Genomic DNA, 25,627 nt, shown 5'->3' with positions numbered 1-25,627 from the left:
ATCTCCTAATTTATGACATATGTTCTATACAGGATAAATGCCACATTCAAGAGATCCCTGTGTTCGGGTTGAAGAAAATAGTCTTAAATAACCATTGCCTTACTTTCTTCATCTTCGCTCATTTCAGCGATCTTCCTTTTTTTGCTCGAATTATTTTCCCCAAATTGGAAGGTGGGACTCCAAGAAGTTAAGTTCGCTTTACGGCTGCTGTCATTCTCAGCACAATCTTCTACCACAAGTGGAGAAAATTCTTGCTCAAACGCATTGTAATCATAGCCAGGAGTTAGAATTCGCTCATTATCCTCAAACTCAAAATCAGATTGCGCAATCCACTCATTCGTTTGCTCTTCCTTAAATGGATTGCAAATGGGCTCCGCAGTTTCTTGTAAATTATAACCTGGAGTTTTGGGGATCACATACTCCATAGTCAGTTCGTTTTCACTCCAGGTCGCCTTGTAATAATATTGGGACTCATTAAAATCAGCAACAATTTGCGGTAAAGAGGTCGGTAAGGCACCATAATCATAATCACTGTAATAGGCCAGAATTTCTTCGCCTGGTTGAATTTGGCGTGTCGTTACATAAGAATCCGATGCAAAATCAAAACGTACATTCATTCCACTTCGGTGTTGTGCCCCTTCTATGCAATAGGCCTCCGACGCTTGATTTTTAGTATAGAGATATCCTCCCCGGCCTGATTGCACTAGGTAATTGATGTCTAGATTACGTTGTTTCGCCCATGATTTCATCCCTTCTTCTGGCACATCATCCATTCTCTGGCCAACGAGTTGGCAGAGTCGTTTTTTCGCAGGGATTCTCTGACCACTAAATAGAGAGTAACGGATTTCTCCATCCCCTCTTACCGTAGGAGCTATAAATAAATGGTAAGGTGAGTTTCTTTTTAGCTCCATTTTTTGATTTGTTTGAAAACGCGCCACCTCTTCTACTTTATCCAAATCATAAATTTTAGGATCTAAATTGCTGTCTAAATACATCTGCTTTTTATGTTCTCTTTTGCGCAGATCCGCTTTCTGCGTTAATAAATGAAAAAAGTCTCTTATTGCATCGGGTGTATGTATTTCTTCAGGATTAACTTCTTGCTCTTGTGTTTTAGCCAAATCCTGCAGAACATCAATCAAAGTTTGTGGCTGGCGCCAGATTTGCGGACGATCTTTTGTAAAGTATTCATCTCCATAAGAAATAGTCAGCTCATCAGCAAAAGCAATTTTTTTGGCCGCGACATAATAGGCATGATAATCAAATTGAGTTGTACCAAACTCGTCTTTCCATCGACGACAAATGACCTTTACTTCTAAATTAGGCTTTCCCGCGTGATTAACCCAACGTGTATTAGAGCCTGCTTTCAACATATCAATGACTACGGCATATTCATCATTATCATCTAAATTTAATTTCCACACATAAGTAGAATCACCTTGATAGTCTTTGACTTCTCGGTCTATTTTAGCACTAGGCTTTATACCGAATAAATCTATGCCTTTGATTTCTCCGACGATTTCTCCTTTGACAAACGATTTAGCTGCATAGACTCCCAGTTGTTTGGAACCAAGACTGGGAATAGCCGCTATAATTACCCCTTGATCATAATCGGTGGATAAATAATCAAAGTCGGGTTGGTCGCATTTATCCTTCACGTAATTACATAGTCTTAATTGAGACTCTCCGCTCTCAGGAAAAAATAACAATTGTTCTGCTAACATTTCTTCTTGAGCTTGCAGCTGAACTCCTTTATTCAAAAATTTAACATTTTTTGGGGGCATATTGATTCTACGTCATTTTATTTGCCACGAATTTTAGTGAAAAAAAATAACCTGTCCAGCTATTTCCTGGATGAAAAATTAATCTTTGTTCTCACCTGCCTCAATCAGAAGTGTTCTCCTTGATGTATCCCCATGAGCGCCACCCGAAAAGCCCAAGTCATATCGGTACAATGATCGTGAAGAATGCATTTGAACATCCCCATGCGAGCGAAAGACACGCCTAAGCCCATGTTTTTGGGGGCACGCCTACATGCATGTAAAGTGCGTTAATAACAATTTGTGGACTTTTATTGGTGTGTGCCTTGCGCGTGTTGGATAAATAACCGTTTTATAGGGGAAAATCCATTACATACATTTAAACCCAGACCACGCAGGGTAACAAGAGGCATAAAGGAATTACTGAATAAGCGCTTGAAGCCTTCCATTAACAAAATCGTTTGCCATACGGCATTTTTACGCTCGCGTTGATAAGCGCCTAATGCCTTTTTCGATACAAGTTTACCATGAGCAGCATTCAAACAATCCATCCAGGAATGGACGTCAGCCAGCCCTAAATTGAGACCTAATCCGGCCAAAGGATGGATTGTATGGGCTGCATCCCCCAGAAGTAACCAACGATTTCCCACATAGTGTTTGACATGTCTCATTTGTAAAGGAAATTGATGACGTGTGCTGATGACTTCGACCTGACCTAGCTTTCTGGCAAAAGCTTCAGTTAAGGATGCATTAAACTCCGACTCTGAAAGATTCATTAATCGTTCAACATGTGCGGGTTTAGTAGACCACACGATGGAGCATTGATGTGCATCCGCTAGAGGTAAAAATGCCAAAGGACCATCAGCGCGAAACACTTGATAGGCAGTCTGCTGATGCTCTTTCTCTACAGAAACGGTTGCAACGAGTGCATGTTGATCATAGGACCAGCTGTTTAAGGGCACCTTGAGTTGTTGACGGACTGGAGAGTTGGCCCCATCGGCCACCATTAACAATTGTCCTTCCCAAGTCTGCTGCTTACTGCATACTCGAACGCCAGCTTCTTCGCAAAAAACATCTTCCACACGGCATTCAGGGAATAAATGAATGAAAGATTGGGTAGAAGCCTGCTGCAGTAAAGCGTGTTTTAAGACAGACTCTTCAATGATGCTCCCTAGATTCGGTGCACCCACGTGACGTGAATCAAAATCAATATGTGCTTTACTTTCAGCATCCCAAACATACATGCGACGATAAGGAGAAACACGTGCACTCTCCAAGTATTGCCAGGCATTTAATTGCTGCAAGAGTGCCTGTGACGCATGATTAATCGCATAGACTCGGGTATCTGATTGTGAATTTTCGACTTGTAATGAACCTGCATCAATGACTGCTACCGTGAAACCACGTTGAGCCATAGCTAAAGCCGCAGTTAAGCCCACGATACCACCACCAATGATTAATACATTAAATTGCAGACTCATTTCATTTCCTTCATAACTATTTTTGCAGCTTTGGCAAAGCAATTTCACAGACTAAATCAGGAATTACTCCCCCGAATCCACGTGCATATCGTGCTAAAAGATTCTTCAAGGCGGGGATATTATCCAGAGCAATCAATCCTAACCCACGCACAATTCCCAATCCAGGTAAACGGCTAGTAAACACTTGGATTAAACCATCGGTTAAATGAGTGATGGCCTTTTGGTCATGAGATCTTAATTGCACATAATGCTGGAGCATTTCTGCATTGAGTCCCCTCTCAGCGATGCATTGTGCAAGCATAGCTACGTCTCTAAGTCCAAGATTAAATCCTTGTCCTGCTACAGGATGCAAGGTGTGCGCCGCATTACCAACAAACACTACGGGCCATTTGGTTTGTATTGGCATTAAAACTTGTTGCAAAGGAAAGGAAAAACGTTTCCCTACTTTGGCAAAACGGCCTAAGCGATAACCAAATGCGCTTTGTAACTCTCGTAAAAAATCAACCTCAGATAAAGACAACAAGCGTGCTGCTTCCTTGGGAGGCACAGCCCAAACCAAAGACATTCGATTTTCTTGCATCGGTAAAAGCGCCAAAGGACCATAACTGGTAAAACGTTCGTAAGCACGATGTTGATGAGGCTTTTGCAAGCCCACGTTCGCTACAATTGCGTGTTGACTATAGAGTTTGGTTTTGGAAGGTAATGAACAAAAACGACGGACTTCCGAATGCGCACCATCAGCAGCAACAATAAGACGTGCCTTAATTTTTATTTCACCCGAATCAGTGAGAACGGTCGCTGAATGGTTTTCATAATCCAGCGCCTGTAAACTCGCTGGAGCAATCAACTGGTCATGAGGCAGCAGTTGATGCAAAGCCTGATTGATGTGCTGCATTTCGGCAACATAGCCCAAAGGGGAATCCAAATCGCCTTGCAGGCGTGATGTTCCAAAGTGATGTTGATCGGAAACATGAATCATCTCTATAGCGGTTACATGCTCTTTAAGAAGATCCCAAACGCCAAGCATCCTTAAAATACGTCGACTCGCGGGCGATAGTGCTAGAGAGCGTGCATCAAAATCAGGACTTATTTTATCACTAAAAGGCTTAGCTTCTACCAATAAAGTACTATACCCTAACCCTTGCAATGCAAGCATTAAAGTGGCACCTGTTAAGCCTCCTCCAATAATCAGTATATCAATCTCTTTATTAATCACGCATTAATGCCTCAATTTCATCTACATCCACAGGTAATGCTGCAGTTAATACTTCATGCCCTGTTTTCGTTACTGCCACATCATCCTCAATACGTACACCAATACCCCACCAACGCTTATCCACTCCCGGACTGTTTGAGCTAATGTATAAACCTGGCTCAACCGTTAAAACCATCCCGGGTTCTAAGGCACGCCATTCACCATTAATTTTATAAAGACCGCTATCATGAACATCCAATCCCAACCAATGTCCAGAATTATGCATGTAAAACGGTTTATATGCTTCTTGGGCAATCAATTCCTCTACATCTCCTTGTAAAATACCCAAGGCGCATAATCCTTCAGTGAGAATGCGGACCATGATTTGTTGTACCCCATTCCACAGCAGACCCGGCTTAATCGCCGCAATCCCCGCTTTTTGGGCTTTAAGCACCAATTCATAAATACTTTTTTGTTCGCGGCTGAATTTGCCATTGATAGGAAAGGTTCTGGTGATATCCGCAGCATAATTTTCAAACTCCCCTCCAGCATCAATAAGGACCAAGCTGCCTCGATGCAAAGGTTTGTTGTTTTCTGTGTAGTGCAAAACACACGCATTTTCACCACTGCCCACAATAGGATCATAAGCGACACTACGGCAACCATGACGACTGAATTCATAAACAAGCTCTGCTTCAAGCTGATATTCATGTTCCAAATGCTTGCAACGACGCATTGCGTGTTCATGGGCTTTCACGGAAATGCTGGCTGCTCGACGCATTAAATCCAGCTCCGCATCGCTTTTAAATAAGCGCATTTCGCCTAATATAGGCTCCAAATCACACAACTGGTCTGGCACCTTAACTCCGCGTCGTACTTGACCTTTAAGGGCTTTCAATGACTGCATGATCGTTTTTTCCATCTCTGGATTTCGAGCCAGTGCGTAATAAATGGCTGACTTACCATTTAATAATTTAGGTAGCTCTTCCTCAACACTGTCTATAGGAAAAGCTGCGTGCATGCCCAACTCAGAAAGCGCCCCATCTTGTCCAAGACGTTTTCCTGTCCATTGTTCTTCCGCCGGATTACGTTTACGATTAAATAAAATACTCTGAGTATTTGCTCCCGCAATAAGTACCAATAAAGCATCAGGCTCATTAAATCCGGTGAGATAATAAAAATTACTGTCCTGACGAAAGCGATAATGCGCGTCACCGTTACGTAATACTTCATGAGCCGCCGGGATAATGGCAATACTGCCTGCGGGCAATTTTTGCGCTAATTTATTTCTTCTTATTTGGTATTCTTGTTGGGAAATCATTGTAACTTCCTTTTTTAATGAGTTATTCCAGTATGACCACCACGTTCTCTTTCATTCATAATTAGATCACTATGCAAACGCAGAACTGCCATCCGTGCATATTCACTGACTTCCATTAATGCACGTTCATCTTCTTCGTCAACATCCAAGGTATCACAATCAAGTTCAGCAAATTCAATAAGATGTTGAAATGCATCCTGAGCCTCTTCTTCATGCAATTGGTTAAGACCTATACCAGCTAAAGTTAATGCTTGGGTAAACCCTTCGCACCACTCACTAAAAGCTTGTGCCCTTAACAATAATGACTCCTCTTCATCAGGAAGCATCATTTGAAATTTAAAATCCAAACTGTTAATTTGTTGCTGGCTTATAGAAAAAACAGCAAACATGGCTAAAACGGCATTGCGGCTGGCTTCATCTTTTTTATTATTTAATAAAGCACGTAAATAAGCTTCTCCTTGACTGTCAGCACCAGCACATAGGTAGCCGCACATCATCCCATGCAATAAGCTGGCTGATATATGCAGCATTAAAACAGAAATGGATGCAGAAAATTCATCATAATCAGGTAAATGCAAATGTTCTCTTTCTTCAGACATATTTAACTCATTTATAGAAAAAATACCCCATGATACCCGATTTAATGCAAGCGTTCATCCTACTAATTGCTGCTTGCGATCAAAATTGTTACTATTCATAACAGCTCTCTATGGAATTGCAAAGGTCTTATTATGACGCAGATGAAATCGTGTACTGTTAAATTACTCAATAAAACATATGAAATTAAATGCCCGGAAGGTGAAGAACCCAATTTATTGCTTGCGGTGCAAAAATTAAATCATCAAATCATGATGAATAAAAAGAAATCGAAACAGTTGGACAATTTCCAAGCCTTGTTGCTCGCTGCACTGGATATTAGTCATGAATTGATACTATGTAAAAACAAACAAGCACAACAGCAACATCAGGTCACTCAATTTATTAACTCCCTGGAAAATAAAATCAATAAAATGGTGGGTGGAGAGATGATAGAACGAATTCCAGAAATGGATTAATTGATTTATTCTGGATTTGCAAAAAATGTTCCCGCCTCTTTCGCGGGAAAGCTAGCACACATGCTTCATCTCTTATCATGTGGGCTTTGTTGATTAGATAGTGTGGAAGAATAGAATAAGCACTATGCTGTCTCTATCATTCCCGTGAGGAGAGAATCGATACATTAGGCATCATGCCCAATGGAGAATAGATTACCGCCTTCGCTGGAATGACTGGCGATTTGTTCAACAAAGTTTAAAAGAGGGACAATAGATCTTGATTAAAAGGACTTAAAAATGAGACGCCAATGGTATATAGGATTTGGAGTAGCCTTATTATTTACTCTTGCCCTCTTTGCGATGTTCCATAGCATCAAATGGTTTTTCGCTTTTCTCATTCCCCTTATTGTGATTTGGATCTACGATTTGATTCAAAAAGAACATACCATTCTGCGTAACTTTCCCGTCTTGGGGCATGTGCGTTACTTTTTAGAGTTTCTACGTCCAGAAATTCAACAATATTTTATTGCTACTGATGAAAGCGAACTTCCTTTTAATCGTGAAATACGTTCCCTCATTTATGAGCGCGCCAAAAATACTCGTGACACAGTCCCTTTTGGTACCGAGCGTGATATTTTAAGTGTTGGCTATACTTGGGCCCTACACTCTTTAGCTCCGAAACATCATTCAGAGGTCGAACCCCGAATTATGGTAGGTGGGCCAGATTGCCTCCAACCTTACAGTGCCTCTCGATTTAATATTTCCAGCATGAGCTTTGGGGCCCTGTCTGGTAAAGCAATTATGGCCATGAACAAAGGAGCGCAGATTGGTGGTTTTTACCAAGCCACCGGTGAAGGAGGGTTAAGCGCCTATCATTTACAAGGCGGCGATCTGGTATTCCAATTTGGAACTGCCTATTTTGGTTGTCGTGATGCTCAAGGCAATTTTGACGAAAAGGAGTTCGCCGCTGAAGCCAATCGTAAAGAAGTAAAAATGATAGAAATAAAACTCTCGCAAGGAGCCAAACCCTCTCATGGAGGCATCTTGCCTGCTGCCAAGTTAACGGAGGAAATTGCAAAAGTCAGAAAAGTCCCTATGGGTCAGGATGTACTCTCTCCTATAGCTCATTCTGCTTTTACCACTCCTGTAGAGTTACTTTATTTCATAAAAAAATTACGCGATTTATCTCATGGCAAACCGATTGGCTTTAAATTATGTCTGGGCCGAAGAGATCAATTTCTCGGCATATGTAAAGCCATGTTAAAAACCAATATCCTGCCTGATTTTATTACTGTTGATGGTGCAGAAGGAGGAACTGGGGCTGCGCCAGAAGAATACATTAATTTTATAGGCACACCGTTAGAAGCAGGGTTAGTCTTTGTGCATAATGCCTTAGTAGGGATTAATGTAAGGGATAAAATTCGTGTTATCTGCAGTGGTAAGGTTGCGAATGGATTTGATATCCTGACTAATATCGCTTTGGGTGCTGATATGTGTAATTCTGCACGCGCAATGATGATGGCTACCGGTTGCTTACAGACGAAACAATGTAATGCAAATACTTGCCCCACCGGAGTAGCAACGCAAAATAAACGCTTACAATATGGCCTCGTTGTCGATCAGAAAAAACATTATGTAGCCAATTTCCATAAAAACACCATGAAAAGCTTTTTAGAAATGGTTGGCGCGCTCGGTTTGGACAATCCCAGCGATTTAAAACCCATCCACATCATGAGACGAGTCAGCGTACAAGAAGTCAAAACATTTAATGAAATATATGATTATCTTACACCAGGACAACTATTAGGCTCTGATATTCCTCAGAGTTATAAATCACATTGGGAAATGGCCGATCCGGATAAATTCTAACTTTAAAAGCGATAATATGGTTTTTCTAGCACCTGCAACCAGGATACTGTCTACGAGTAATCCTGGTCGCAAGCACCTCCATCTTCTACACCCGTCGGTATAAAAAACCTAAAGATAAACAGATTTGCAGACTAAGACCATCCAAGTAATGCGTTACTTCCACTTAATATTGCATCCCAAACTTGGCTTTTGCTCTGGACTCACTGGTTTTCCAGCAAGGAGATTATCCAGGGCATTTTGTAAATGCGAGCCAGTTACCGGTTTATTATTTCCTGGTGTTGATTCATCCAAACAGCCGCGATAGACACAAAGCATGTCTTTATCAAAAATATAAAAATCAGGGGTACATGCTGCTTTATAGGCTTTGGCCACTTCTTGTGATTCATCATACAAATAAGGAAAAGAATAATGAAAGTTTTCCGCTTCCACTTTCATTTTTTCTGGGCCATCAGCAGGATATTTTTCGGCATCGTTGGAACTGATTGCTACAAATTGAATCCCTTTTTTCTGATAAGTTTCCGCTAATTCAACTATTTTTGTCTGAATATGTTTCACATAAGGACAATGATTACACAAAAACATAATCACTGTTGCAATCGGTGATTTAATCTGCGCAAGGGAAACCAAGTGATCATTGCGTGTATCTACTAAAGTAAAATCAGGTGCTTTACTTCCTAATGGAAGCATGTTTGAAGCAGTTGCTACCATAATTACCCCTTATTAACCCAAAATAGGCACTAGAACACTATCGTATTCGTCTCGATTCCTCGTTGCAGGAGAATATCAACAAATAGATTGAGTGAACATGAATTGAAGTGTTGAGTGATCTTCATTTTGAACAAAATTTCAAAAAAGAATTGCGGTTGCATGGTAAACGAAAAATCCAGGGTAATCAAATGGCTCATTCTGAATGGCTTACTGGTATGTCGCTTATTTCATAGAAATCAATTCCCTAGGGCTCATATTTTATCTACTATAGTTTATTTTCTTTACAAAATAGGCAATTAAAAGGCAAACAGGTTCTATTTTATCTATACTTTGATACAGGTCGCTTTACAGATTAAGGTAATAGAAATGGCTTATGACGCATTAGATTTCCCACGAGAAAGGATGGATGAAATTCTTCGAGAATTTAATCAATTAATGGAAGAACTAGAAAAATCATTTGATACCCTCTCTGAAGAAGAAAAAACTGTTTTGGATGGTCTAGATGATGATCTGGCTGAATTAAGTGAACTTCAAGAGGGCAAGAAAGACACTCCATCACTTGCAGTGGAAAAGCTCCTTGAATTAGATCTTCAAACTGCCCTACGCACCGTTATTGCTGAATTCCGACCCACTAAAATTGGTGATTTACAGATGCAATGTCAAAAGTTGATAGACCACCACGGTTTTGCGACCTTTCGAGAAACATTTGATGCACTATTGATTCAGGCTGAATCGTTAAAAAGCCAGGAATTAAGAGCGATGAAGCATATTAATCGCCACTTGATGAACAGAATGGCGGATACCTTTGCCGCCATCGCCGCAGAAGGCTCAAAAACTTACGCTAAAAGCATTATAGATGTACTTAACTTAAATCAGTATTTTCGAGTAGAAGGTCTTGAAGCAGCGAAAACAGACAGTACTAAAGCAAAGGAAATGGCCATCAAAAGGGTTGAGACTGAAGCGGCTCAAGCGCGAGAGGAAATAAGAGCGGAACTAAAAGAGAAAATAGAGGCAATAAAAAAACAAGGGCAGCCTGAAGAGACACAGAAAGACTTGATTGAAAACGCCAACGAGGAAGCCACACAGAAGCTCACTGCGATTAATAAGGAAACCGCAAAAAAGATCACTGCAATTAAAGAACAAAAGGACTGCCTTCATCTCGTCAAGGAACTAACCATCAATCTAATTCAGGCTAAAGCAGCTCAAGAAATAGAGCACATAAAAAAACACAAGCCTGAAGGCGAACAGGAGCAGTTGATTGAGCAAGTCAATAAGGCAACTGCCAAAGAGGTTGATGCGATTAATGCCCAAGAGGACCGTCTTCAATTAGCCAGGGAGATGGCTAGCAAATTGGCTCAGACTGAAGCATTCGCAAAAATAAGGGATATAAATCAAAAGGTACTTACTGAAGCAGAACGAAATCAATTGATTGAACAAGTTAACCAGGAAACCTCCGCAGAAATCAAGGCAATTCAACAGATGGAAGTAATATCACCCGATTATTACGTCCGAGGCGAACGCCGTATTTTTGAAGAACAGGTGTTTCAGGCAGCAGAGAAAGATGGATATCAAAAGGCGAAAAAACTGACCATCAAAGCCATTGAATCGGAACGAGACAAAAAAATAGAGCAACTAAAACAGCAAGAACTTCCTGAAAATGAACCGTTAATTGAGCAAGTCAAAAAAGAAGCCGCTGAACAAATCGCTGCAATCGAACAGATGAAAACCATGCCACTGGATTATTACATCGAAGCGGCACGGCGAAAGATGCTCGTAGACGATACACGTAAAAAAGCTCTTTTTCAGCGCTATGATAAAATAGCGGATTTCGTACTCAAAGACATACTGTCTAGAGAATCGATGGATGAACGAACCTTAGTGATGGAGCGTTATCTGTTAATCACTGAAAAACTGATGGCACATAAACATTATGATGCGGCACTTCCCATTTTTGGAGCATTACAACAAACTCCTATCTTTCGCTTGGCAAAGACAAAAGAAGGATTATCAACTCATGCACAGCACGTTTTAGAAAAACTCGGTGAATTGCAAAACGATGCAAAGAATTTTGCAGCGATTAGAGGGCGTTGTGAGCGTGAAAATACCTACGTTCCTTTGAATTTCACCGTGACTGATATTACCTTTTCTACGGATGATGTTAATCCATTTATTTTAGATAGCAAAGGAAAAATCGTGAGAGGCTGTGATACATTACCCGGCATGGAACGAATCATTTCGAACTGTGTTAAAGCAGCAGCAAGCAAACCCTCTGAACCTGACAACACCCTATCCCTGGAAATGGAAGCACACCGAGAGGAATTAGCCACAAAAACAAAAAAAGAGATAGAAACAGCTCAAGATAAAGCGTCACAGCAGTGTGAAACTCGAGGTGCGCTTCCTGAAGCCAGTACCTTACTTTCTAAGTCAAAGTTAAAAAAATTAATTCACTTGGGAATAGTAGTGCCTCCCAAAAGAAGCGAACAAACGCGGAAAATAGAGGAGGCCTTTCACGACTTAAAAAATCGGATACAAAACAAGTTAGATCACCTAAAAAATCTGGTAGCCCGGTATGAAGACAAGGCGGAACGTAAACTTTCTTCTATTGTAGAAAAAATGCAAAATGCAGTTACTCCTCTTTTTGAACGGATACACACCTCATTAAAAGATTCCATTCAAAACAGTAGTCAGCGATTTCGTGAGTTAATGCTGTCTTCTAAAAAAGAAAAGGAAAATGAAGATCAGGAAGGTGAGCGCCCCCATACTTTTTAAGTCTGCACCAGGCCATTCTTGACTTTCATCGAGATGGCCATGGTATAATCAGCTTAACCCGATAGCGAGAGATTTTAGAACCAATGCTAACAGCATGGGAAGCATCCTGAAATCGGCGTTGTGCAAGCCCACCTTGGAGTGGGAAGCCTGAACCGATTCATTCGCTACCCACTTGAACCTCAGGGTTCATAATCCATGTCTGTCGGGCTCCTTTCTTTTGAGATGCAAAAATCTGAGGGAATGCAGAATTTTCGTCGCCCGATCTAATAATCTTGGTAAATAGTCGTGATTGGTATCGAGTGTCTAATGACGTTACTTCATCAATTGCTCTTTCAATAAAAGATACTCATCTCTAATCTTGGCTGCTGCTTCAAACTCCATGTTTTTGGCATGCAAATACATTTGTTTTTCCAAGGTATTGATGTGTTTTACTAATTCTTGAGTTGACCAGTGCAAATATTCTGGACTGGGTTCTGCAACAGCAATGTTGCGTTTTCCTTGATAAGCACCTTCCATAATGTCTGTTATGGATTTGCTAATCCCTTTGGGGGTGATGCCATGCGCTTCATTATATGCCTTTTGCTTCTCACGTCTTCGGTCGGTTTCATCAAGCGCTCTTTGCATGGAGCCTGTGATTTTATCCGCATAAAGAATGGCACGTCCCTTCACGTTACGCGCAGCCCGCCCTATGGTCTGAATCAAAGAGCGATCAGAACGTAAAAAACCCTCTTTATCTGCATCAAGAATTGCAACTAAAGCCACTTCGGGCATATCCAAACCTTCACGTAATAAATTGATCCCCACCAAAACATCAAATACACCTAAGCGCAAATCGCGAATGATCTCCACCCGCTCCACCGTATCGATATCGGAATGCAAATAACGTACTTTAACGCCATGCTCATTTAAATAATCCGTTAAATCTTCTGCCATGCGTTTCGTTAAAGTGGTCACTAAAACGCGTCCATTTTGTTGGATCACTTGACGAATTTCTGACATTAAATCATCAACTTGAGTACGCACTGGTCGAATTTCCACCTCAGGATCGACAAGACCTGTGGGGCGTACTACTTGTTCTGCAACATTATCAGAATGTTCTTGTTCATAAGAACCTGGAGTAGCTGAAATATAAATCGTTTGTGGTGAGCGTGCTTCAAACTCTTCAAACCGTAACGGTCGATTATCCAGGGCCGAAGGAAGTCTAAAACCATACTGCACCAACGTCTCTTTACGCGAACGATCCCCGCGGTACATACCGCCAATCTGGGGCACGGTAACATGAGACTCATCAATAATCAGCAATGCCTCTTCAGGCAAATAATCAAATAAAGTTGGCGGTGGTTCGCCCGCCTCACGCCCAGATAAATAACGGGAATAATTTTCAATACCCGAGCAATAGCCCAACTCCAACATCATTTCCAGATCGAAATTAGTGCGCTGCTCCAAACGTTGGGCTTCAACTAATTTATTTTGCTCCTTAAATTCAGCCAGCCGCTCTTGTAACTCCTCTTTGACCCAATCGACAGTTTGCAAAATACGATCACGAGGGGTCACATAATGGGTTTTAGGGAAAATCGTAATCCGGGGGAAACGTTGCAAAATTTCACCAGTGAGCGGGTCAAACTGAGCAATGTTTTCAACCTCATCATCAAATAATTCAATGCGTACCGCGTCGCGCTCTGAATCGGCTGGAAAAATATCAATAATATCACCATGCACGCGAAACTGCCCCCGTTCCAGGGACAAGTTGCTGCGCGTGTACTGCATTTCAGCAAGTCGTCTTAAAATTTTACGCTGATCGGATTGTTCTCCACGGGAAAGATGTAATACCATACGCAAATAGGAATCCGGATCACCCAAACCATAAATTGCCGATACCGTTGCGACAATAATCGCATCTTTACGTTCAATTAAGGCTTTGGTTGCAGACAAACGCATCTGTTCTATGTGCTCATTGATGGATGAATCTTTTTCAATAAAGGTATCTGAAGCGGGCACATAAGCTTCTGGCTGATAATAATCATAGTAGGAAACAAAATATTCGACCGCGTTGTCGGGGAAATAGGCTTTAAATTCGCCATAAAGCTGAGCAGCAAGCGTTTTGTTGGGCGCCATAATTAAGGCAGGCCGGCGCATGGATTGAATAACATGTGCTATAGTAAAGGTCTTGCCCGAGCCAGTAACCCCTAAAAGGGTTTGTTTGGATAAACCGGATTTTAAGCCGTCAATTAATGAGGCTATGGCTGTCGGCTGGTCACCAGCGGGCTTATAATCGGCATATAGTTTAAATAAATCTTTCATATCTTATTAGTATATCGCACAGGAGCAACAAATGGATATCGCATTAGCAAAACGCGTGCAAAAAGTTAAGCCTTCACCTACTTTGGCCGTAGCAGCAAAGGCCACCCAAATGCGTGCTCAAGGGCATGATGTTATTAATTTAGGTACCGGTGAACCCGATTTTGACACACCCGATTACATTAAAGAAGCCGCTATTGCTGCGATTAATAAAGGGTACACCAAGTATACTGCAGTTGACGGTATACCTGAACTCAAAGAAGCAGTTAAAAATAAATTTAAACAAGATAACGGCCTTGATTACCAGCTCAATCAAATTTTGGTTTCCGTTGGCGGCAAGCAAAGCTGTTACAATCTCTGTCAAGCGCTGCTTAATCCTGGTGATGAAGTCATTATTCCTGCGCCATACTGGGTCTCTTATCCCGATATGGTGTTATTGGCTGAAGCAACCCCGGTGATTATTTCTACAACCCCGGCACAACGTTACAAAATCAACGCCCAGCAACTCGAAGAAGCCATCACCCCTAAAACGAGGCTCATCTTTTTAAATAGCCCATCCAATCCATCCGGAGTAGCATACACATTGGATGAGTTGAAAGCTTTAGCCGAGGTCTTGAAAAAGCATCCGCAAATTATTATTGCTACCGACGACATGTACGAACACATTCTTTGGAGCCAACCTTTTGCGAACATTCTTAATGCCTGCCCCGAATTATATGAGCGAACGATTGTCTTAAATGGTGTATCCAAAGCGTATGCCATGACAGGATGGCGCATCGGTTATGCAGCAGGCCCGCTGCCGTTAATGAATGCGATGAAAACCATCCAGTCCCAATCAACCTCAAATCCTTGCTCTATTGCCCAAAGGGCCGCTGTAGCCGCACTATCAGGCAGCAATGAAAGCGTCATCGAAATGGTTAAAGCCTTTCGCCAAAGACATGATTTTGTCGCGTCCAGATTGCAAGAAATACCTGGAATAGAAGTGATTCCAGCGGATGGTACTTTTTATATTTTCCCAAGCGTACAAGCAATCATTAAACAACGCGGTTATCAGAATGACCTTGAATTCTCAGAAGAATTACTCGCTAAAGAAGGCGTGGCGTTAGTACCTGGCTCTGCTTTTGGCAATGAAGGCTGCATCCGTTTATCCTTTGCAACCAGCATGGAAATCCTGCAAGACGCATTAAACCGTCTACAACGTTTTTGCAGTTAGATAAATCCCTTCTCCACAAGGGTAGAAGGTGCCCGCCAGGGCGGATGAGGGAATTAAATTGCAAATAATTCCCTCACCCCTACCCCTCTCCCCCAAGTTGGAGAGGGAATTTCTACTAAATGGAACATGTAGAATGTAATCCTGCCACCCAAAAAGCCGCAAATAAAACAAATTTTAAAAAATTATTTATTAAATCTACTTGACCCTCAATCAGAATCGTTTTAAGATTCCGACCCTATTCCCCGGTAGCTCAGTCGGTAGAGCGGATGACTGTTAATCATTAGGTCACAAGTTCGAGTCTTGTCCGGGGAGCCAATTCCAGTCTGGGTTTTGGCGCAAATCAATCAAACCTTAAATTTTACGTGTCGAAGTTTGAGGTAAGATACTGGGCTCTTCCCCAAATCAGGGGTACTAATCAAGAACACACATAACTCATAAATCTGGGCGGTTTTCTAAATCATAAGCACAGTACTAGGGCCTTCATGTCGACATAACGTAGACCGATTATTGCCTACATTTGCTATAATTAAAAAAATAACAATCAATTATATTTATGAACAAGGACGATCAAATATATACCTTAATTGAGTGTAACTCAGCAGACGAATATATTGAGCTGCTAAGAAAAAGTAACTCAAAATGGTGTTTAAGCAATGATCAATTTTATCCGTGGATCTTTCGAGGACATAATAATCATAACTACTCTCTAAAACCCTCTGTCTTCAGAGATAACTTCAATATTAATGAATATGCAAAAACAAATGAAATAATTCATAAATCATTTCAGGAGGTTGAAAACACATTAAAAGAAACTCCTTTAAATTTGATTAATCCCGTTAATGGTAATAACATTAAAGTTGAATTTAGCTCTGCCATGAGCAAAAGATTATCGAAAGTCTTAAAACAAATAATAATTGAAAGATATTTTATTGAAAAATTTACTTCAGAGTCTATTAGGGTCAGACTGCCTATAACCAACTATTATCCTTTTGGCAAACCCACCATTCAAGATCAAGATTTAACAGCTTCATTACCACTTGACAGAACTGTTGAACAAATAATTAACTATGGCGGATTTTTAGTAAGGCACATTAATAATTATTTGGGATTTTTATTTAGTGAAGTTGGATCCTTTGATACTTCTTTTTTAACGACAAATGAAATTGATTGGAACTTAATATGTGCAGCACAACATGTTGGGATTAAAACGAGATTATTAGATTGGACATATAAACCATGGGTGGCTGCTTTTTTTAGTTGTTGGAAAGTGAACGAAAACGAAAAAACAAAAGGAGTCCGCAACCCATCAAATAAAATATGTGTATGGGCGTTTAATCCAAGTACACTTTTAAATCCATTTAACGCTGATTTATATGATGGTACCGTAATTGAACTATTTAATAAGTTTTTACCTTCAGAACACGATTTTTTGTATACTCAACAAGCAGTTTTAACGTTAATGCCCGATGATAATTTCTATTATATTAAGCATGGTGAATGGCCAGATTTAATTTCATCTTTTGAAAAACGAGTTTCTCAAAGTAATAATTTCAAACATGAAATGAAAAAAAATTTAATTAAAATAACTCTACAAAAGTCAGAAGCTAAGAAGTTAATACAATTGCTAGATAAAGAAGACATTACAATAGGCACTTTAATGCCAACATTTAATCATGTTGCCGATATGATTATTAAGGATTAAATTATAAGGCATTTCGACGAAATGCATAGATACTGTCTTTAAAAGCAAGTTAAATGTTCATTAAAAGCTTGCTTATTTTTTAAGACACCGAAAATAATGTGAGCTAACTTGCGCATCACAGCACAAATGATTGTTTTCGGTGTTTTGCCTTTCGCTTGAAGTTTATTAGCAAAAGGAAGCAGCGATTTATTGTAACGTTTGGCAACTAAAGCAGCCATGTAAAGAGCCTTTCTTAATCGGCTGTCACCGAGTCTCGAAATCGTAGTTTTGCCGATAAAAGAACCTGATTGATGTTGTTTGGGAGTAATCCCCATATAGGCAGCGAATTGTTTTGCTGTTTGGAAGCATTGTACTTCAGGCATACGTGCCAATATCTGATAGGCAGTAAGTTTTCCAATACCCTTAATAGACAGTAATAATTCAAATTGCTCTCTAAGCTGCTTATTATTATCAATGCGTTCATCAATTTGTTGTTGAATGGCTTTAATTTCTTGTTCCAGCTTCTCAATCATTTTCTTGACGCTTTTCTGTGCTGCATGTCCCTTAAGGCTATGTAGTTGATTCGTTAATTGAATGACCTGGGCTTTTAGCATATCCAATACTTTAGTTAACTCTCTTATTTCTTTTTGCTCTATAGAGCTTGACTGATAAAGGCGGGGTTCCATACGTTGACCAAATTGGGCAATGATTTTTGCATCAATCGTATCATTTTTATTGCGTGCTAGGGAGGCTTTGGCAAAGCTCTTAATTTGAAAGGGATTAATGACACTCACTCGAATTCCTTTTTCCGTTAAGAAGTCAGAACGTCAATGGGGTCAGGCCTTGAATTGTGAATTGTACCGGTTTTTATTGGCACGTGGTTGGAATTCAAAATTCAAGGCCTGACCCCACAGGTGCACTAATCAAAATTTCTAAACCCATAAGCCATTTTCAAAACAATCGCTACGATGGTTTTAATTTAGAACAGCATCAAATCAATAGCATCTTCTTCATTTTCCTGTAAAGGTACATTTGAGAAAGTATTAATTAAGCTTCTGAATATATGTATCAAAGAAACAATAGGAATCATGGCAATAGTTAATGCTATAGCCAGCGAATGTCTTAGCACTTCGAGGGGAATTGCAATTGCCCAGGCTATTCCATTAATTATGGGTGTATTCTTTCTCTCTTCTAACCAGGTATCAGCAATTAATTTACGTGCTACCAATGGAAAAATTAAAAAATCCAATGCGCCTTTGACCCCTGTTTTACGATTATAAACAGCATGGATTTCGGAACCTACTATTACAGGAATCAGATAGGGACGAAAAAAAGCTGTCAATATTTGTTCAAACACCGCTTTTTGAGAAGCAGAAGGTGGATGATCATAATGCTCACCGACCAAACATGCATATGTTGCATCGATAGTTTCATACCAGCATAAATCTCTATTCCACTGTAATTGAATAAATTCGTGAGTTAACAGATCGGGTATTTCCTCAGGCATTAATACATGGAGCATAGGCTTGTTACGATAGTTAATACCTGACGACCTGGATAAAGGATTTAGCGCTTTAAAAAAATGAGGCATAAAGCTTTATTGTTTAATTTATTGATATAATGACAAAACTATAGCAATCAATTCGAATAGATACTATATCTTGATTACTGCTTGCTAATTCGAACAAGCTAAAGGTTATTATGAAAATGAAGATAATTTTGTAAATTTACCATCCACGCATGAAATTGGTGATATACATTCATTTTGAAGGGTTAAAAATAGAATTAAATGAATCACAAAAAAGATTAATAAAGCTGATTAAAGACAATGGATCGAGTTTGAACCAAGAGAATTTCCGCTCACTTTTACTCTGAAAAATCCAAGTACATTTAGGATAAGATTCTTCAATAGGTACTTTAATCTCCTTTTTGATAGCAAAATCAAGGAGTTAGTCTAGACCAATTTGATTAAAGTGCCCTTTTAGTAGAGCCTCAATGGGGTCAGGCCTTGAATTGTGAGTTGTACCAGTTTTTTATTGGCACGTGGTTGTAATTCACAATTCAAGGCCTGACCCCACAGGTGTAAAAATATACAATGAGGATTGCTCAAGAGAACTTTTAACGAACCACCCTGATTGGATATACCATTTTTATAAAATTGCCCTATATAAAATGCCCCCTTATTTGGGGTAGAGCCCAATCAAGAAATATAAAATAAAATCAAAATGAATCATTAAAGCACAACGTGATTTGAACATGACTATCCGTTCTGGTATGATGCGCATTATTTTTCAAAAAAGTGAAGAATGCGCGTTATTACTGTGCTTGATAGTTATCCCCCTGATTTAAACGGGGGCGCATATTTCACACATCGTCTCGCCCTGCAGCTACAACAACGGGGCCATGAAGTGTTGGTGATTTGCCCTTCGCGAAGTGTGCGACAAGAGTATACAACATATCAGGGTGTTCATTTATATCGCGTTCGTTCTTGGCCTGTGTGGATATATCGACAATTTCGCGTGTGTTGGCCTCTGTTCATTCGCAAAGGAATTGAACAGGCGATAAGGACCTTTAAGCCGGATGTTATTCACCTCCAGGGAAGATTTTTTTTAGGTAGCATCTGTTTTCGTCTTGGAAAAAAGCTCCAGATCCCAATGGTTGCGACGAATCACTTTATGCCCGAAAATTTTTTCCACTATACGCATTTGCCCTCATACCTTAAACCTTGGTTTGCACGCCGATGCTGGCGCCCCATTTTAGACATGCTGCGTCAAGTTGATGCAGTAACAACGCCAACAAAAACCGCCGCAGCGTTACTCGAAGCGTTGGATAACCGATTCCCCGTGCATGCGATTTCATGCGGTGTCAATCTTAATGTATTTCGCCCCCATCAAGAAGCACGCCCCTTACGTCATCGCTTAGGCCTGCCCAACAAACCCATCTTATTATATTGTGGCCGTTTAGATCAGGAAAAAAATTTACCCATGGTCATAACCGCATTTGCAAAGGCACGAAACCACGTAGATGCTCATTTTGTATTGACAGGAACTGGTGCTTACGAGTCCCACCTAAAGCAACACGTCGCACAGTTAGGTATGACGCAGCATGTGACCTTTGCAGGTTATCTATCCGATGCAGAGTATCCTTTCATTTATGGGTTAGCTGATTGCTTTGTGATTGCGAGCACGGCAGAATTGCAAAGCATTGTCACACTCGAGGCAATTGCCTCTGGACTCCCTATTCTGGCAGCCAATGCCATGGCGTTACCAGAGCTGGTACAACCAGGAATCAATGGCTATCTTTTTGCAGAAAATGATGTGGAAGGTCTTTCGCAATTGCTGATGAACATGTTATCGAATCAAGCACAATGCCAGGCCATGGGACGGGCAAGCCGTCAACTCGCACTCCAACATGACATAGAGCATAGCCTCGAGCAGTATGAAGCCTTGTATCGTAAAGTGAGCCGCTCATGAGAAACGTCTTTCTGCAATACCGCACCTTATGCCAAGACCGTCATTATTTGTATTACTTGATGACCGGCGCGATATTATTAATTACCAGTTTTGTTGTCATACATTATGCGGGGTTATATGCCACACGAATGGCAGGATCCTCGGTATCTGATTTATTCCTGGATCACTTACCTCTATGGGATGTGAATGTTTTGCATATCCATGCTGCACTTATTTTTTGGCTTGTTTTCATTATCTATTTATTAATGCAACCCCAATGGTTGCCGTTCGTGACCAAAACAGCCGCGGTGTTCATCTTTGTTCGCAGCGTCTTCATTTGCATGACGCATTTAGGACCGCCTGAGAATTTATTAAGTATTCCGCCGCATTTGGCTTCTTATATATTATTTGATGGGGATTTATTTTTTTCCGGACACGTAGGCGGGCCTTGCCTGATGCTCATGATCTTTTGGCGACACATGCTACTACGTATCATTTGTTTATGCGCCACCGTATTCTTTTCATTAACCGTATTGCTTGGACATATCCATTATAGCATTGACGTATTTTCCGCCCCTTTTATTACTTTCGGTTTATATCAGTATTGTTATCATCAATTCAGAACAGAGCGATCGTATTGTCAACAAGGAATACTTTAACTCCCCGTCCTTAACTGCACTTAAGGCTTACAAAATAAGGCTACTTATAGTCTCTTTCCCAATTACGGGGACACTTGCAATGAACTGCTGAGTCCCCTTACACCAAATCGGTAATTTTCAAATTCTAGTGATTTCTGCGGCGAAACACATCCCCTAGACTACAGATAGAGAGGGTGCTTCCTCAATAACTTCATCACCATCTCCGCTAAGGATTCCGACAGCGTGCAATCCAGTTGAGATCCCGCGGCTGAACATGATAATCGCGGATAATGGGTAAACGACCAGATCGATGAGGAACTGGCAAAAATCTTTAAAAATATATTCTGCGGCATTAAAGAAAAACGCTGCACCATCTTCATTACCACACAACTTATTGATTCCCCCTAAGACCCAACATAGGATTAACAAACTGCTAACAAGAGCAGGTATAGTGACCATTATCGTAGGATCTATTATGGCCCAAAGAATCTGTGCCATGGGTAAAAATGTATGCCGTGCACAATAAATGTACTCTTCTTTTGACTCATAAGGCTGAAAAAACATTTGTCTTACAGTACGAGGCTTACGCAAAATAAAATCATCACTATTAAAATGATTTTTAGTTATCTTTACTGCGCCGGTTAAATAATCTATTGATAGTCCTAATGACATGATTGTCCCTTTGATAGAATGAACAAGATTTTTGATTATGAATTAATTCAGTAAAAAAGAAAAATACAAGCGGCGCAACTGTTGTAGATGAAGATTCGAGGTTAAACTTATAGTTTATTTTCCCCTTTGTTTTCCTCATCAGGATTGAGTTTATCTATTTCTTGGATCTTTTCTTGCAGGTTGGACCGCCAAATGCTGTTTTTTATCAAGCGGTTATGTCTTAGCTGTGTGTCTTCTTTTCGTTGCTGCCAATCGTGGCTCCAGTCCTTGCTTTCCCAAAAAGGTGAAACAGGTTTTAATTTGGTTAGATGAGACTGTGTATCCAGGCTTACAAATTTAACTGTATCCCGAGCAACTTGAGAAAATTCAGTGCCAAATTCCGTTGTGAGTTTATAGACCCTACGTAACTCGGTTAGAGTAACCCATTTTTCATCAGGGCCTTCATCTCTTTTCGCAATTTGCTGTGGATCACAACTTTCATCACTCTTACCAACAACAAAAATTAAAGGAACTATGGGTTTTCCTTCTTTTTTTCTTTTATAATTGTCCAGAATTAAATCATTAAGAATCATCTTAAAGTGACGGTACATAGAATAGGGAATATCTTTACCTAGCTCGTTGTGCTTGAAATCGTAATCGTCAGAATGACAGGCTTTGATTCCATTATTTGCATTGATTCCATTACAGACCTCTTCATAGTCATATTTGCCAAAGCCAAATACCACTACTTCGCCACTCTCACCACACAGAGCATTTACGGACTCTTGATCAATTTTCATGAGTGATGACACAAGACCAACATAGTATAATTATAGACCAATAATTCATGCTTATTTTGTTAAGAGAACACGCATAGGCGGTTGTGTGCTTGCTTGCAGAGGCATCGAAGAACGTTGATTCCTTGTTATGAGAAAAGTGGTGCCAGATTTACTTTCGTTGAAAAAAAACGAGAATTGCTATTGCTCTTAGATTTTTTTAATCACAAACTGAATGCATCAATAGGAAGTAAGTACTCCCCCAAATATTCTTTGAGTAAATCATTCATGATCAAAGTCTTAAAGTGGATAAAGGAAGTCTATACGAATTGGCGAGAAGATCGAGTTGCAAGTCTTGCAGCTGCCCTTGCCTACTATACCCTATTTTCCCTCGCCCCAATTTTATTAATCAGTATTACGATAGTAGGCGCATTATTTGGGGAAGAGGTGGCTCGAAGCCAAATAGTATCCCAAATAACTATTTTAGTAGGGGAAGATGTTGCTTTAGAAGTTCAAGGAATCATTAAAAATATGACCCTACCAACAACTTTCTTAAATGTACAAATCGTTAGTATTGTTATCTTATTATTCAGCGCTTCAGGTATTTTTAGTGAAGTACAGGCGGGATTAAATATTATCTGGGGAGTTAAATCAAATCCCCATAAAAAACGATTTGCTTTCATCAAAAGTAGATTTCTATCCTTTTCTATGGTCTTGATTTCAGCTCTGTTACTGTTAATTTCTTTGGTAATAACTACCTTACTCGCTGCCTTAAGCAGTCGAATTCACTATTTTATAGGTATTAATATTTTTTCTGAATTAATAATGAGTTACTTTTTTTCTTTTATCATCGCCACCCTAGTTTTTGCACTGATGTTTAAACATTTACCCGACGTCAAACTTAAATGGAATAATGTGTGGGTAGGCGCCTTAAGTACCTCCTTACTCTTTATTTTAGGAAAAGTATTAATTGGGTTCTATTTACATCACGCTCACATTGTTTCAATATTTGGTGCGGCAGGCTCTTTAATAATCCTTCTAATTTGGGTTTATTATGCAGCACAAATTTTCTTTATTGGCGCAGAAATAACAAAAATTTATTCGACTAAAAACAAAATTAAGATTACTCCCACGCGCAACGCTTTCCCTATAAAATCAACTGAGGGATAGGCAGATAAAATATTCAGTAAATAAGTGTTTGATTTAACAAGAACTCTAAAAATTCCTAGTTGCAGAAACGGTGAAATCAAGCTTTGGGCGGCTACCGCAGCTCATTAAATAAACTTCTGTCTAGGGTAAAAAAACACAGTTGACTTTTTTTGAGCATTCTGGTTTACTCATTTTGACTCAACTTACTCAATGTTGAATCAAGAAGTAAAAAGGAAGGATGCAATTGCTTAGAATAATGCTATTGGAGAGTTACCCATCTTGTTGCATGTTCAAAAAATTTATCAATAAAAACAAAAATCAAGAGTGCTATTTGGATTATGGAAATTCAATCGGATACCACTCAAAGCTGTTGTGTGCTTATGGAATTTGACCTTACTTTTATTCTATCTCGAAGTGAACTCTTAATTAAAACGGCGTCACCGTGTTTTTAAAAGCAGAACACCAAAAATAGAGTATAAGTATTAGAAATTAAGGATAGAAAAATGATGGCGAAGTTTGCACTATTTAGACCCACATCTTCGAAAGTTCCTTCTATAATTCGAGATGTATATGCCGCTCATAAACCCCATATCCTCACCGGCTCTTATACTGGAAGTAGATGGCGTCATAGAAGCATGGAAAAAACATTGGATAGCATCGCGGATTCCAATAAACTCCAAGAACTCCACAAACAGGCTCAATCTAATTTAGCTCAATGGGCACAAAAAAAATTAGTTCCACCAAAATCGGTTGAAGTAATCCCTAAAGATTGGGGGCTGGCAACACTTGAAGCAACCAGGAAGCATGGTAAACCGTATTCTGTACTCAATATGGCCAATCCAGTATTCCCAGGGGGTGCATCCTTGGAGGGCGGAAGTGCCCAAGAAGAAAATATGTGGCATCGAAGCACCTGTGCTCAATCCTTACTGGATAAAATAATATACGTCGATAAAGACACGATGACCTTTCGCTACCATGATACCGCAAGCAAATTGCTAGAAGCCAAGATTAAAATGACTGATGAAGAACGTGAGGTCTTAAAAAAACAGGTAGGAGAAACGGATTCCTCAGGACATAAAGTACTCTTTAGCCGAATCCCTAGAATATGTTTCAGGGGACCAGAAGTAACTCTGCCCATTGATTCTAGTGATTTTACATCAGCAACTCGTGTTGCAGACAGCGACTTGAGTTATTCATTTCTTCAGCCATCAGAGATTTTCCCATTTTTCGAATTAAGATCAGCAGCCCCTGAATTTGCCATCCAACCCCACGCACTAACGCAAGAAGCTCGGGCAGAATATACGGCGGATTTGCGAAGGCGTATCGCAGCCCAATTAGATACACTAATTCTTGAAGGACAACCCAATGCAATTTTGGGTGCTTGGGGTTGTGGCGCATTTAAAAATGATCCTTCTATAGTGGCAAAGATTTATGGGGAGGAAATTGAAAAACGTGCCCATTTCTTCAACCATATTGTATTCCCTATAATTAACACGGATTCGCATAATAATTTTGCCATATTTGAACAATATCTTAATGGTATGAAACTTGGAGATACTCATTCTGCTGCATCGACTTTGAAATTAGTCTAAATGCTAGGTGCATCGATTGATAACAATCGATCAATGCATTGCG

At 40.0% G+C, this 25,627-nt stretch carries 20 protein-coding genes, 1 tRNA gene and 1 other RNA gene; 11 read left to right on the top strand and 11 right to left on the bottom strand.

The window, feature by feature from the left end; genetic code table 11:
• Window positions 1–83 precede the first annotated feature (83 nt).
• From ACF8MK_RS05475 to ACF8MK_RS05455, 5 genes are all read right to left on the bottom strand, one after another.
• On the bottom strand, window positions 84–1,781 hold the full coding sequence (locus ACF8MK_RS05475) for an SET domain-containing protein (RefSeq protein WP_392538499.1): 1,698 nt from the start codon (window positions 1,779–1,781) through the stop codon (window positions 84–86).
• A 287-nt stretch (window positions 1,782–2,068) separates the two neighbouring features.
• On the bottom strand, window positions 2,069–3,238 hold the full coding sequence (locus ACF8MK_RS05470; RefSeq protein ID WP_392538498.1) for an FAD-dependent oxidoreductase: 1,170 nt from the start codon (window positions 3,236–3,238) through the stop codon (window positions 2,069–2,071).
• Between the two features lie 16 nt (window positions 3,239–3,254).
• Window positions 3,255–4,454, bottom strand: a complete 1,200-nt coding sequence (gene ubiH, locus ACF8MK_RS05465) for a 2-octaprenyl-6-methoxyphenyl hydroxylase (protein ID WP_392538497.1) — start codon at window positions 4,452–4,454, stop codon at window positions 3,255–3,257.
• Window positions 4,447–5,754 (bottom strand): Xaa-Pro aminopeptidase, encoded by a 1,308-nt coding sequence (gene pepP, locus ACF8MK_RS05460; RefSeq protein ID WP_392538496.1) that lies wholly within the window; start codon window positions 5,752–5,754, stop codon window positions 4,447–4,449. The genes ubiH and pepP overlap by 8 nt, the downstream gene beginning before the upstream one ends.
• A gap of 14 nt (window positions 5,755–5,768) precedes the next feature.
• Window positions 5,769–6,353, bottom strand: a complete 585-nt coding sequence (locus tag ACF8MK_RS05455) for a YecA family protein (protein ID WP_265703741.1) — start codon at window positions 6,351–6,353, stop codon at window positions 5,769–5,771.
• Between the two features lie 132 nt (window positions 6,354–6,485).
• Between ACF8MK_RS05455 and ACF8MK_RS05450 the strand changes: the two genes are divergently transcribed.
• Both ACF8MK_RS05450 and ACF8MK_RS05445 read left to right on the top strand, forming a co-directional pair.
• A complete protein-coding gene (locus tag ACF8MK_RS05450) occupies window positions 6,486–6,809 on the top strand; it encodes a cell division protein ZapA (RefSeq protein WP_265703740.1) in 324 nt (107 codons plus the stop codon).
• A 276-nt stretch (window positions 6,810–7,085) separates the two neighbouring features.
• A complete protein-coding gene (locus ACF8MK_RS05445) occupies window positions 7,086–8,657 on the top strand; it encodes an FMN-binding glutamate synthase family protein (RefSeq protein WP_392538495.1) in 1,572 nt (523 codons plus the stop codon).
• A 153-nt stretch (window positions 8,658–8,810) separates the two neighbouring features.
• Here the strand turns inward: ACF8MK_RS05445 and ACF8MK_RS05440 are convergent, their stop codons facing one another.
• Window positions 8,811–9,365, bottom strand: a complete 555-nt coding sequence (locus tag ACF8MK_RS05440) for a thioredoxin family protein (RefSeq protein WP_392538494.1) — start codon at window positions 9,363–9,365, stop codon at window positions 8,811–8,813.
• Between the two features lie 366 nt (window positions 9,366–9,731).
• Between ACF8MK_RS05440 and ACF8MK_RS05435 the strand changes: the two genes are divergently transcribed.
• Both ACF8MK_RS05435 and ssrS read left to right on the top strand, forming a co-directional pair.
• The gene (locus tag ACF8MK_RS05435; RefSeq protein ID WP_392538493.1) at window positions 9,732–12,134 is read left to right on the top strand and encodes a RasGEF domain-containing protein; all 2,403 of its coding nucleotides are present in this window, start codon (window positions 9,732–9,734) and stop codon (window positions 12,132–12,134) included.
• A gap of 52 nt (window positions 12,135–12,186) precedes the next feature.
• A non-coding RNA gene (ssrS, locus tag ACF8MK_RS05430) (6S RNA) lies at window positions 12,187–12,347 on the top strand.
• A 99-nt stretch (window positions 12,348–12,446) separates the two neighbouring features.
• Here ssrS and uvrB read toward each other — a convergent pair.
• The gene (gene uvrB / locus ACF8MK_RS05425; protein WP_392538492.1) at window positions 12,447–14,435 is read right to left on the bottom strand and encodes an excinuclease ABC subunit UvrB; all 1,989 of its coding nucleotides are present in this window, start codon (window positions 14,433–14,435) and stop codon (window positions 12,447–12,449) included.
• Between the two features lie 31 nt (window positions 14,436–14,466).
• Here uvrB and ACF8MK_RS05420 point away from each other — a divergent pair, with 31 nt between their 5' ends.
• The 3 genes from ACF8MK_RS05420 (at window position 14,467) to ACF8MK_RS05410 (ending at window position 17,347) form a co-directional block, all read left to right on the top strand.
• Window positions 14,467–15,645 (top strand): pyridoxal phosphate-dependent aminotransferase, encoded by a 1,179-nt coding sequence (locus tag ACF8MK_RS05420; protein ID WP_392538491.1) that lies wholly within the window; start codon window positions 14,467–14,469, stop codon window positions 15,643–15,645.
• A 239-nt stretch (window positions 15,646–15,884) separates the two neighbouring features.
• Window positions 15,885–15,960 (top strand) — tRNA-Asn (locus ACF8MK_RS05415).
• A 238-nt stretch (window positions 15,961–16,198) separates the two neighbouring features.
• Complete coding sequence (locus ACF8MK_RS05410) at window positions 16,199–17,347, top strand: FRG domain-containing protein (RefSeq protein ID WP_392538490.1); 1,149 nt, start codon at window positions 16,199–16,201, stop codon at window positions 17,345–17,347.
• 38 nt (window positions 17,348–17,385) lie between these two features.
• On the opposite strand, the gene ACF8MK_RS05405 is transcribed toward ACF8MK_RS05410, so the two are convergent.
• Together ACF8MK_RS05405 and ACF8MK_RS05400 are read right to left on the bottom strand one after the other, a co-directional pair.
• Window positions 17,386–18,120 (bottom strand): IS110 family transposase, encoded by a 735-nt coding sequence (locus ACF8MK_RS05405; RefSeq protein ID WP_392538489.1) that lies wholly within the window; start codon window positions 18,118–18,120, stop codon window positions 17,386–17,388.
• 185 nt (window positions 18,121–18,305) lie between these two features.
• On the bottom strand, window positions 18,306–18,917 hold the full coding sequence (locus ACF8MK_RS05400; RefSeq protein ID WP_392538488.1) for a hypothetical protein: 612 nt from the start codon (window positions 18,915–18,917) through the stop codon (window positions 18,306–18,308).
• 715 nt (window positions 18,918–19,632) lie between these two features.
• On the opposite strand from ACF8MK_RS05400, the gene ACF8MK_RS05395 reads away from it, so the two are divergent.
• Together ACF8MK_RS05395 and ACF8MK_RS05390 are read left to right on the top strand one after the other, a co-directional pair.
• Window positions 19,633–20,799: a glycosyltransferase family 4 protein gene (locus tag ACF8MK_RS05395; protein WP_392538487.1), complete on the top strand. Its 1,167-nt coding sequence runs from the start codon at window positions 19,633–19,635 to the stop codon at window positions 20,797–20,799.
• A complete protein-coding gene (locus ACF8MK_RS05390; RefSeq protein ID WP_392538486.1) occupies window positions 20,796–21,437 on the top strand; it encodes a phosphatase PAP2-related protein in 642 nt (213 codons plus the stop codon). Before ACF8MK_RS05395 ends, ACF8MK_RS05390 begins: the two co-directional genes overlap by 4 nt.
• A 153-nt stretch (window positions 21,438–21,590) precedes the next feature.
• On the opposite strand, the gene ACF8MK_RS05385 is transcribed toward ACF8MK_RS05390, so the two are convergent.
• Together ACF8MK_RS05385 and ACF8MK_RS05380 are read right to left on the bottom strand one after the other, a co-directional pair.
• Window positions 21,591–22,088 (bottom strand): hypothetical protein, encoded by a 498-nt coding sequence (locus ACF8MK_RS05385; RefSeq protein ID WP_392538485.1) that lies wholly within the window; start codon window positions 22,086–22,088, stop codon window positions 21,591–21,593.
• A 107-nt stretch (window positions 22,089–22,195) separates the two neighbouring features.
• Window positions 22,196–22,867: a hypothetical protein gene (locus ACF8MK_RS05380; RefSeq protein ID WP_392538484.1), complete on the bottom strand. Its 672-nt coding sequence runs from the start codon at window positions 22,865–22,867 to the stop codon at window positions 22,196–22,198.
• A 264-nt stretch (window positions 22,868–23,131) separates the two neighbouring features.
• On the opposite strand from ACF8MK_RS05380, the gene ACF8MK_RS05375 reads away from it, so the two are divergent.
• Together ACF8MK_RS05375 and ACF8MK_RS05370 are read left to right on the top strand one after the other, a co-directional pair.
• On the top strand, window positions 23,132–24,013 hold the full coding sequence (locus tag ACF8MK_RS05375; RefSeq protein ID WP_392538483.1) for a YihY/virulence factor BrkB family protein: 882 nt from the start codon (window positions 23,132–23,134) through the stop codon (window positions 24,011–24,013).
• A gap of 482 nt (window positions 24,014–24,495) precedes the next feature.
• Window positions 24,496–25,584 (top strand): poly(ADP-ribose) glycohydrolase domain-containing protein, encoded by a 1,089-nt coding sequence (locus ACF8MK_RS05370; RefSeq protein WP_392538482.1) that lies wholly within the window; start codon window positions 24,496–24,498, stop codon window positions 25,582–25,584.
• The last annotated feature ends 43 nt before the right edge of the window (window positions 25,585–25,627 follow it).

It is taken from the genome of Legionella sp. 227, assembly GCF_043161935.1.
GTDB lineage: Bacteria > Pseudomonadota > Gammaproteobacteria > Legionellales > Legionellaceae > Legionella > Legionella sheltonii.
This window is presented reverse-complemented; position numbering and strand designations above follow the sequence as displayed.

Excerpts from the sequence above, each read along its gene's own strand:
- ACF8MK_RS05475 (WP_392538499.1), bottom strand. The coding sequence starts at position 1,781 with ATGCCCCCAAAAAATGTTAAATTTTTGAATAAAGGAGTTCAGCTGCAA.
- ACF8MK_RS05470 (WP_392538498.1), bottom strand. The coding sequence starts at position 3,238 with ATGAGTCTGCAATTTAATGTATTAATCATTGGTGGTGGTATCGTGGGC.
- pepP (WP_392538496.1), bottom strand. The coding sequence starts at position 5,754 with ATGATTTCCCAACAAGAATACCAAATAAGAAGAAATAAATTAGCGCAA.
- ACF8MK_RS05455 (WP_265703741.1), bottom strand. The coding sequence starts at position 6,353 with ATGTCTGAAGAAAGAGAACATTTGCATTTACCTGATTATGATGAATTT.
- ACF8MK_RS05450 (WP_265703740.1), top strand. The coding sequence starts at position 6,486 with ATGACGCAGATGAAATCGTGTACTGTTAAATTACTCAATAAAACATAT.
- ACF8MK_RS05445 (WP_392538495.1), top strand. The coding sequence starts at position 7,086 with ATGAGACGCCAATGGTATATAGGATTTGGAGTAGCCTTATTATTTACT.
- ACF8MK_RS05440 (WP_392538494.1), bottom strand. The coding sequence starts at position 9,365 with ATGGTAGCAACTGCTTCAAACATGCTTCCATTAGGAAGTAAAGCACCT.
- ACF8MK_RS05435 (WP_392538493.1), top strand. The coding sequence starts at position 9,732 with ATGGCTTATGACGCATTAGATTTCCCACGAGAAAGGATGGATGAAATT.
- uvrB (WP_392538492.1), bottom strand. The coding sequence starts at position 14,435 with ATGAAAGATTTATTTAAACTATATGCCGATTATAAGCCCGCTGGTGAC.
- ACF8MK_RS05420 (WP_392538491.1), top strand. The coding sequence starts at position 14,467 with ATGGATATCGCATTAGCAAAACGCGTGCAAAAAGTTAAGCCTTCACCT.
- ACF8MK_RS05410 (WP_392538490.1), top strand. The coding sequence starts at position 16,199 with ATGAACAAGGACGATCAAATATATACCTTAATTGAGTGTAACTCAGCA.
- ACF8MK_RS05400 (WP_392538488.1), bottom strand. The coding sequence starts at position 18,917 with ATGCCTCATTTTTTTAAAGCGCTAAATCCTTTATCCAGGTCGTCAGGT.
- ACF8MK_RS05395 (WP_392538487.1), top strand. The coding sequence starts at position 19,633 with ATGCGCGTTATTACTGTGCTTGATAGTTATCCCCCTGATTTAAACGGG.
- ACF8MK_RS05390 (WP_392538486.1), top strand. The coding sequence starts at position 20,796 with ATGAGAAACGTCTTTCTGCAATACCGCACCTTATGCCAAGACCGTCAT.
- ACF8MK_RS05385 (WP_392538485.1), bottom strand. The coding sequence starts at position 22,088 with ATGTCATTAGGACTATCAATAGATTATTTAACCGGCGCAGTAAAGATA.
- ACF8MK_RS05380 (WP_392538484.1), bottom strand. The coding sequence starts at position 22,867 with ATGAAAATTGATCAAGAGTCCGTAAATGCTCTGTGTGGTGAGAGTGGC.
- ACF8MK_RS05375 (WP_392538483.1), top strand. The coding sequence starts at position 23,132 with ATGATCAAAGTCTTAAAGTGGATAAAGGAAGTCTATACGAATTGGCGA.
- ACF8MK_RS05370 (WP_392538482.1), top strand. The coding sequence starts at position 24,496 with ATGATGGCGAAGTTTGCACTATTTAGACCCACATCTTCGAAAGTTCCT.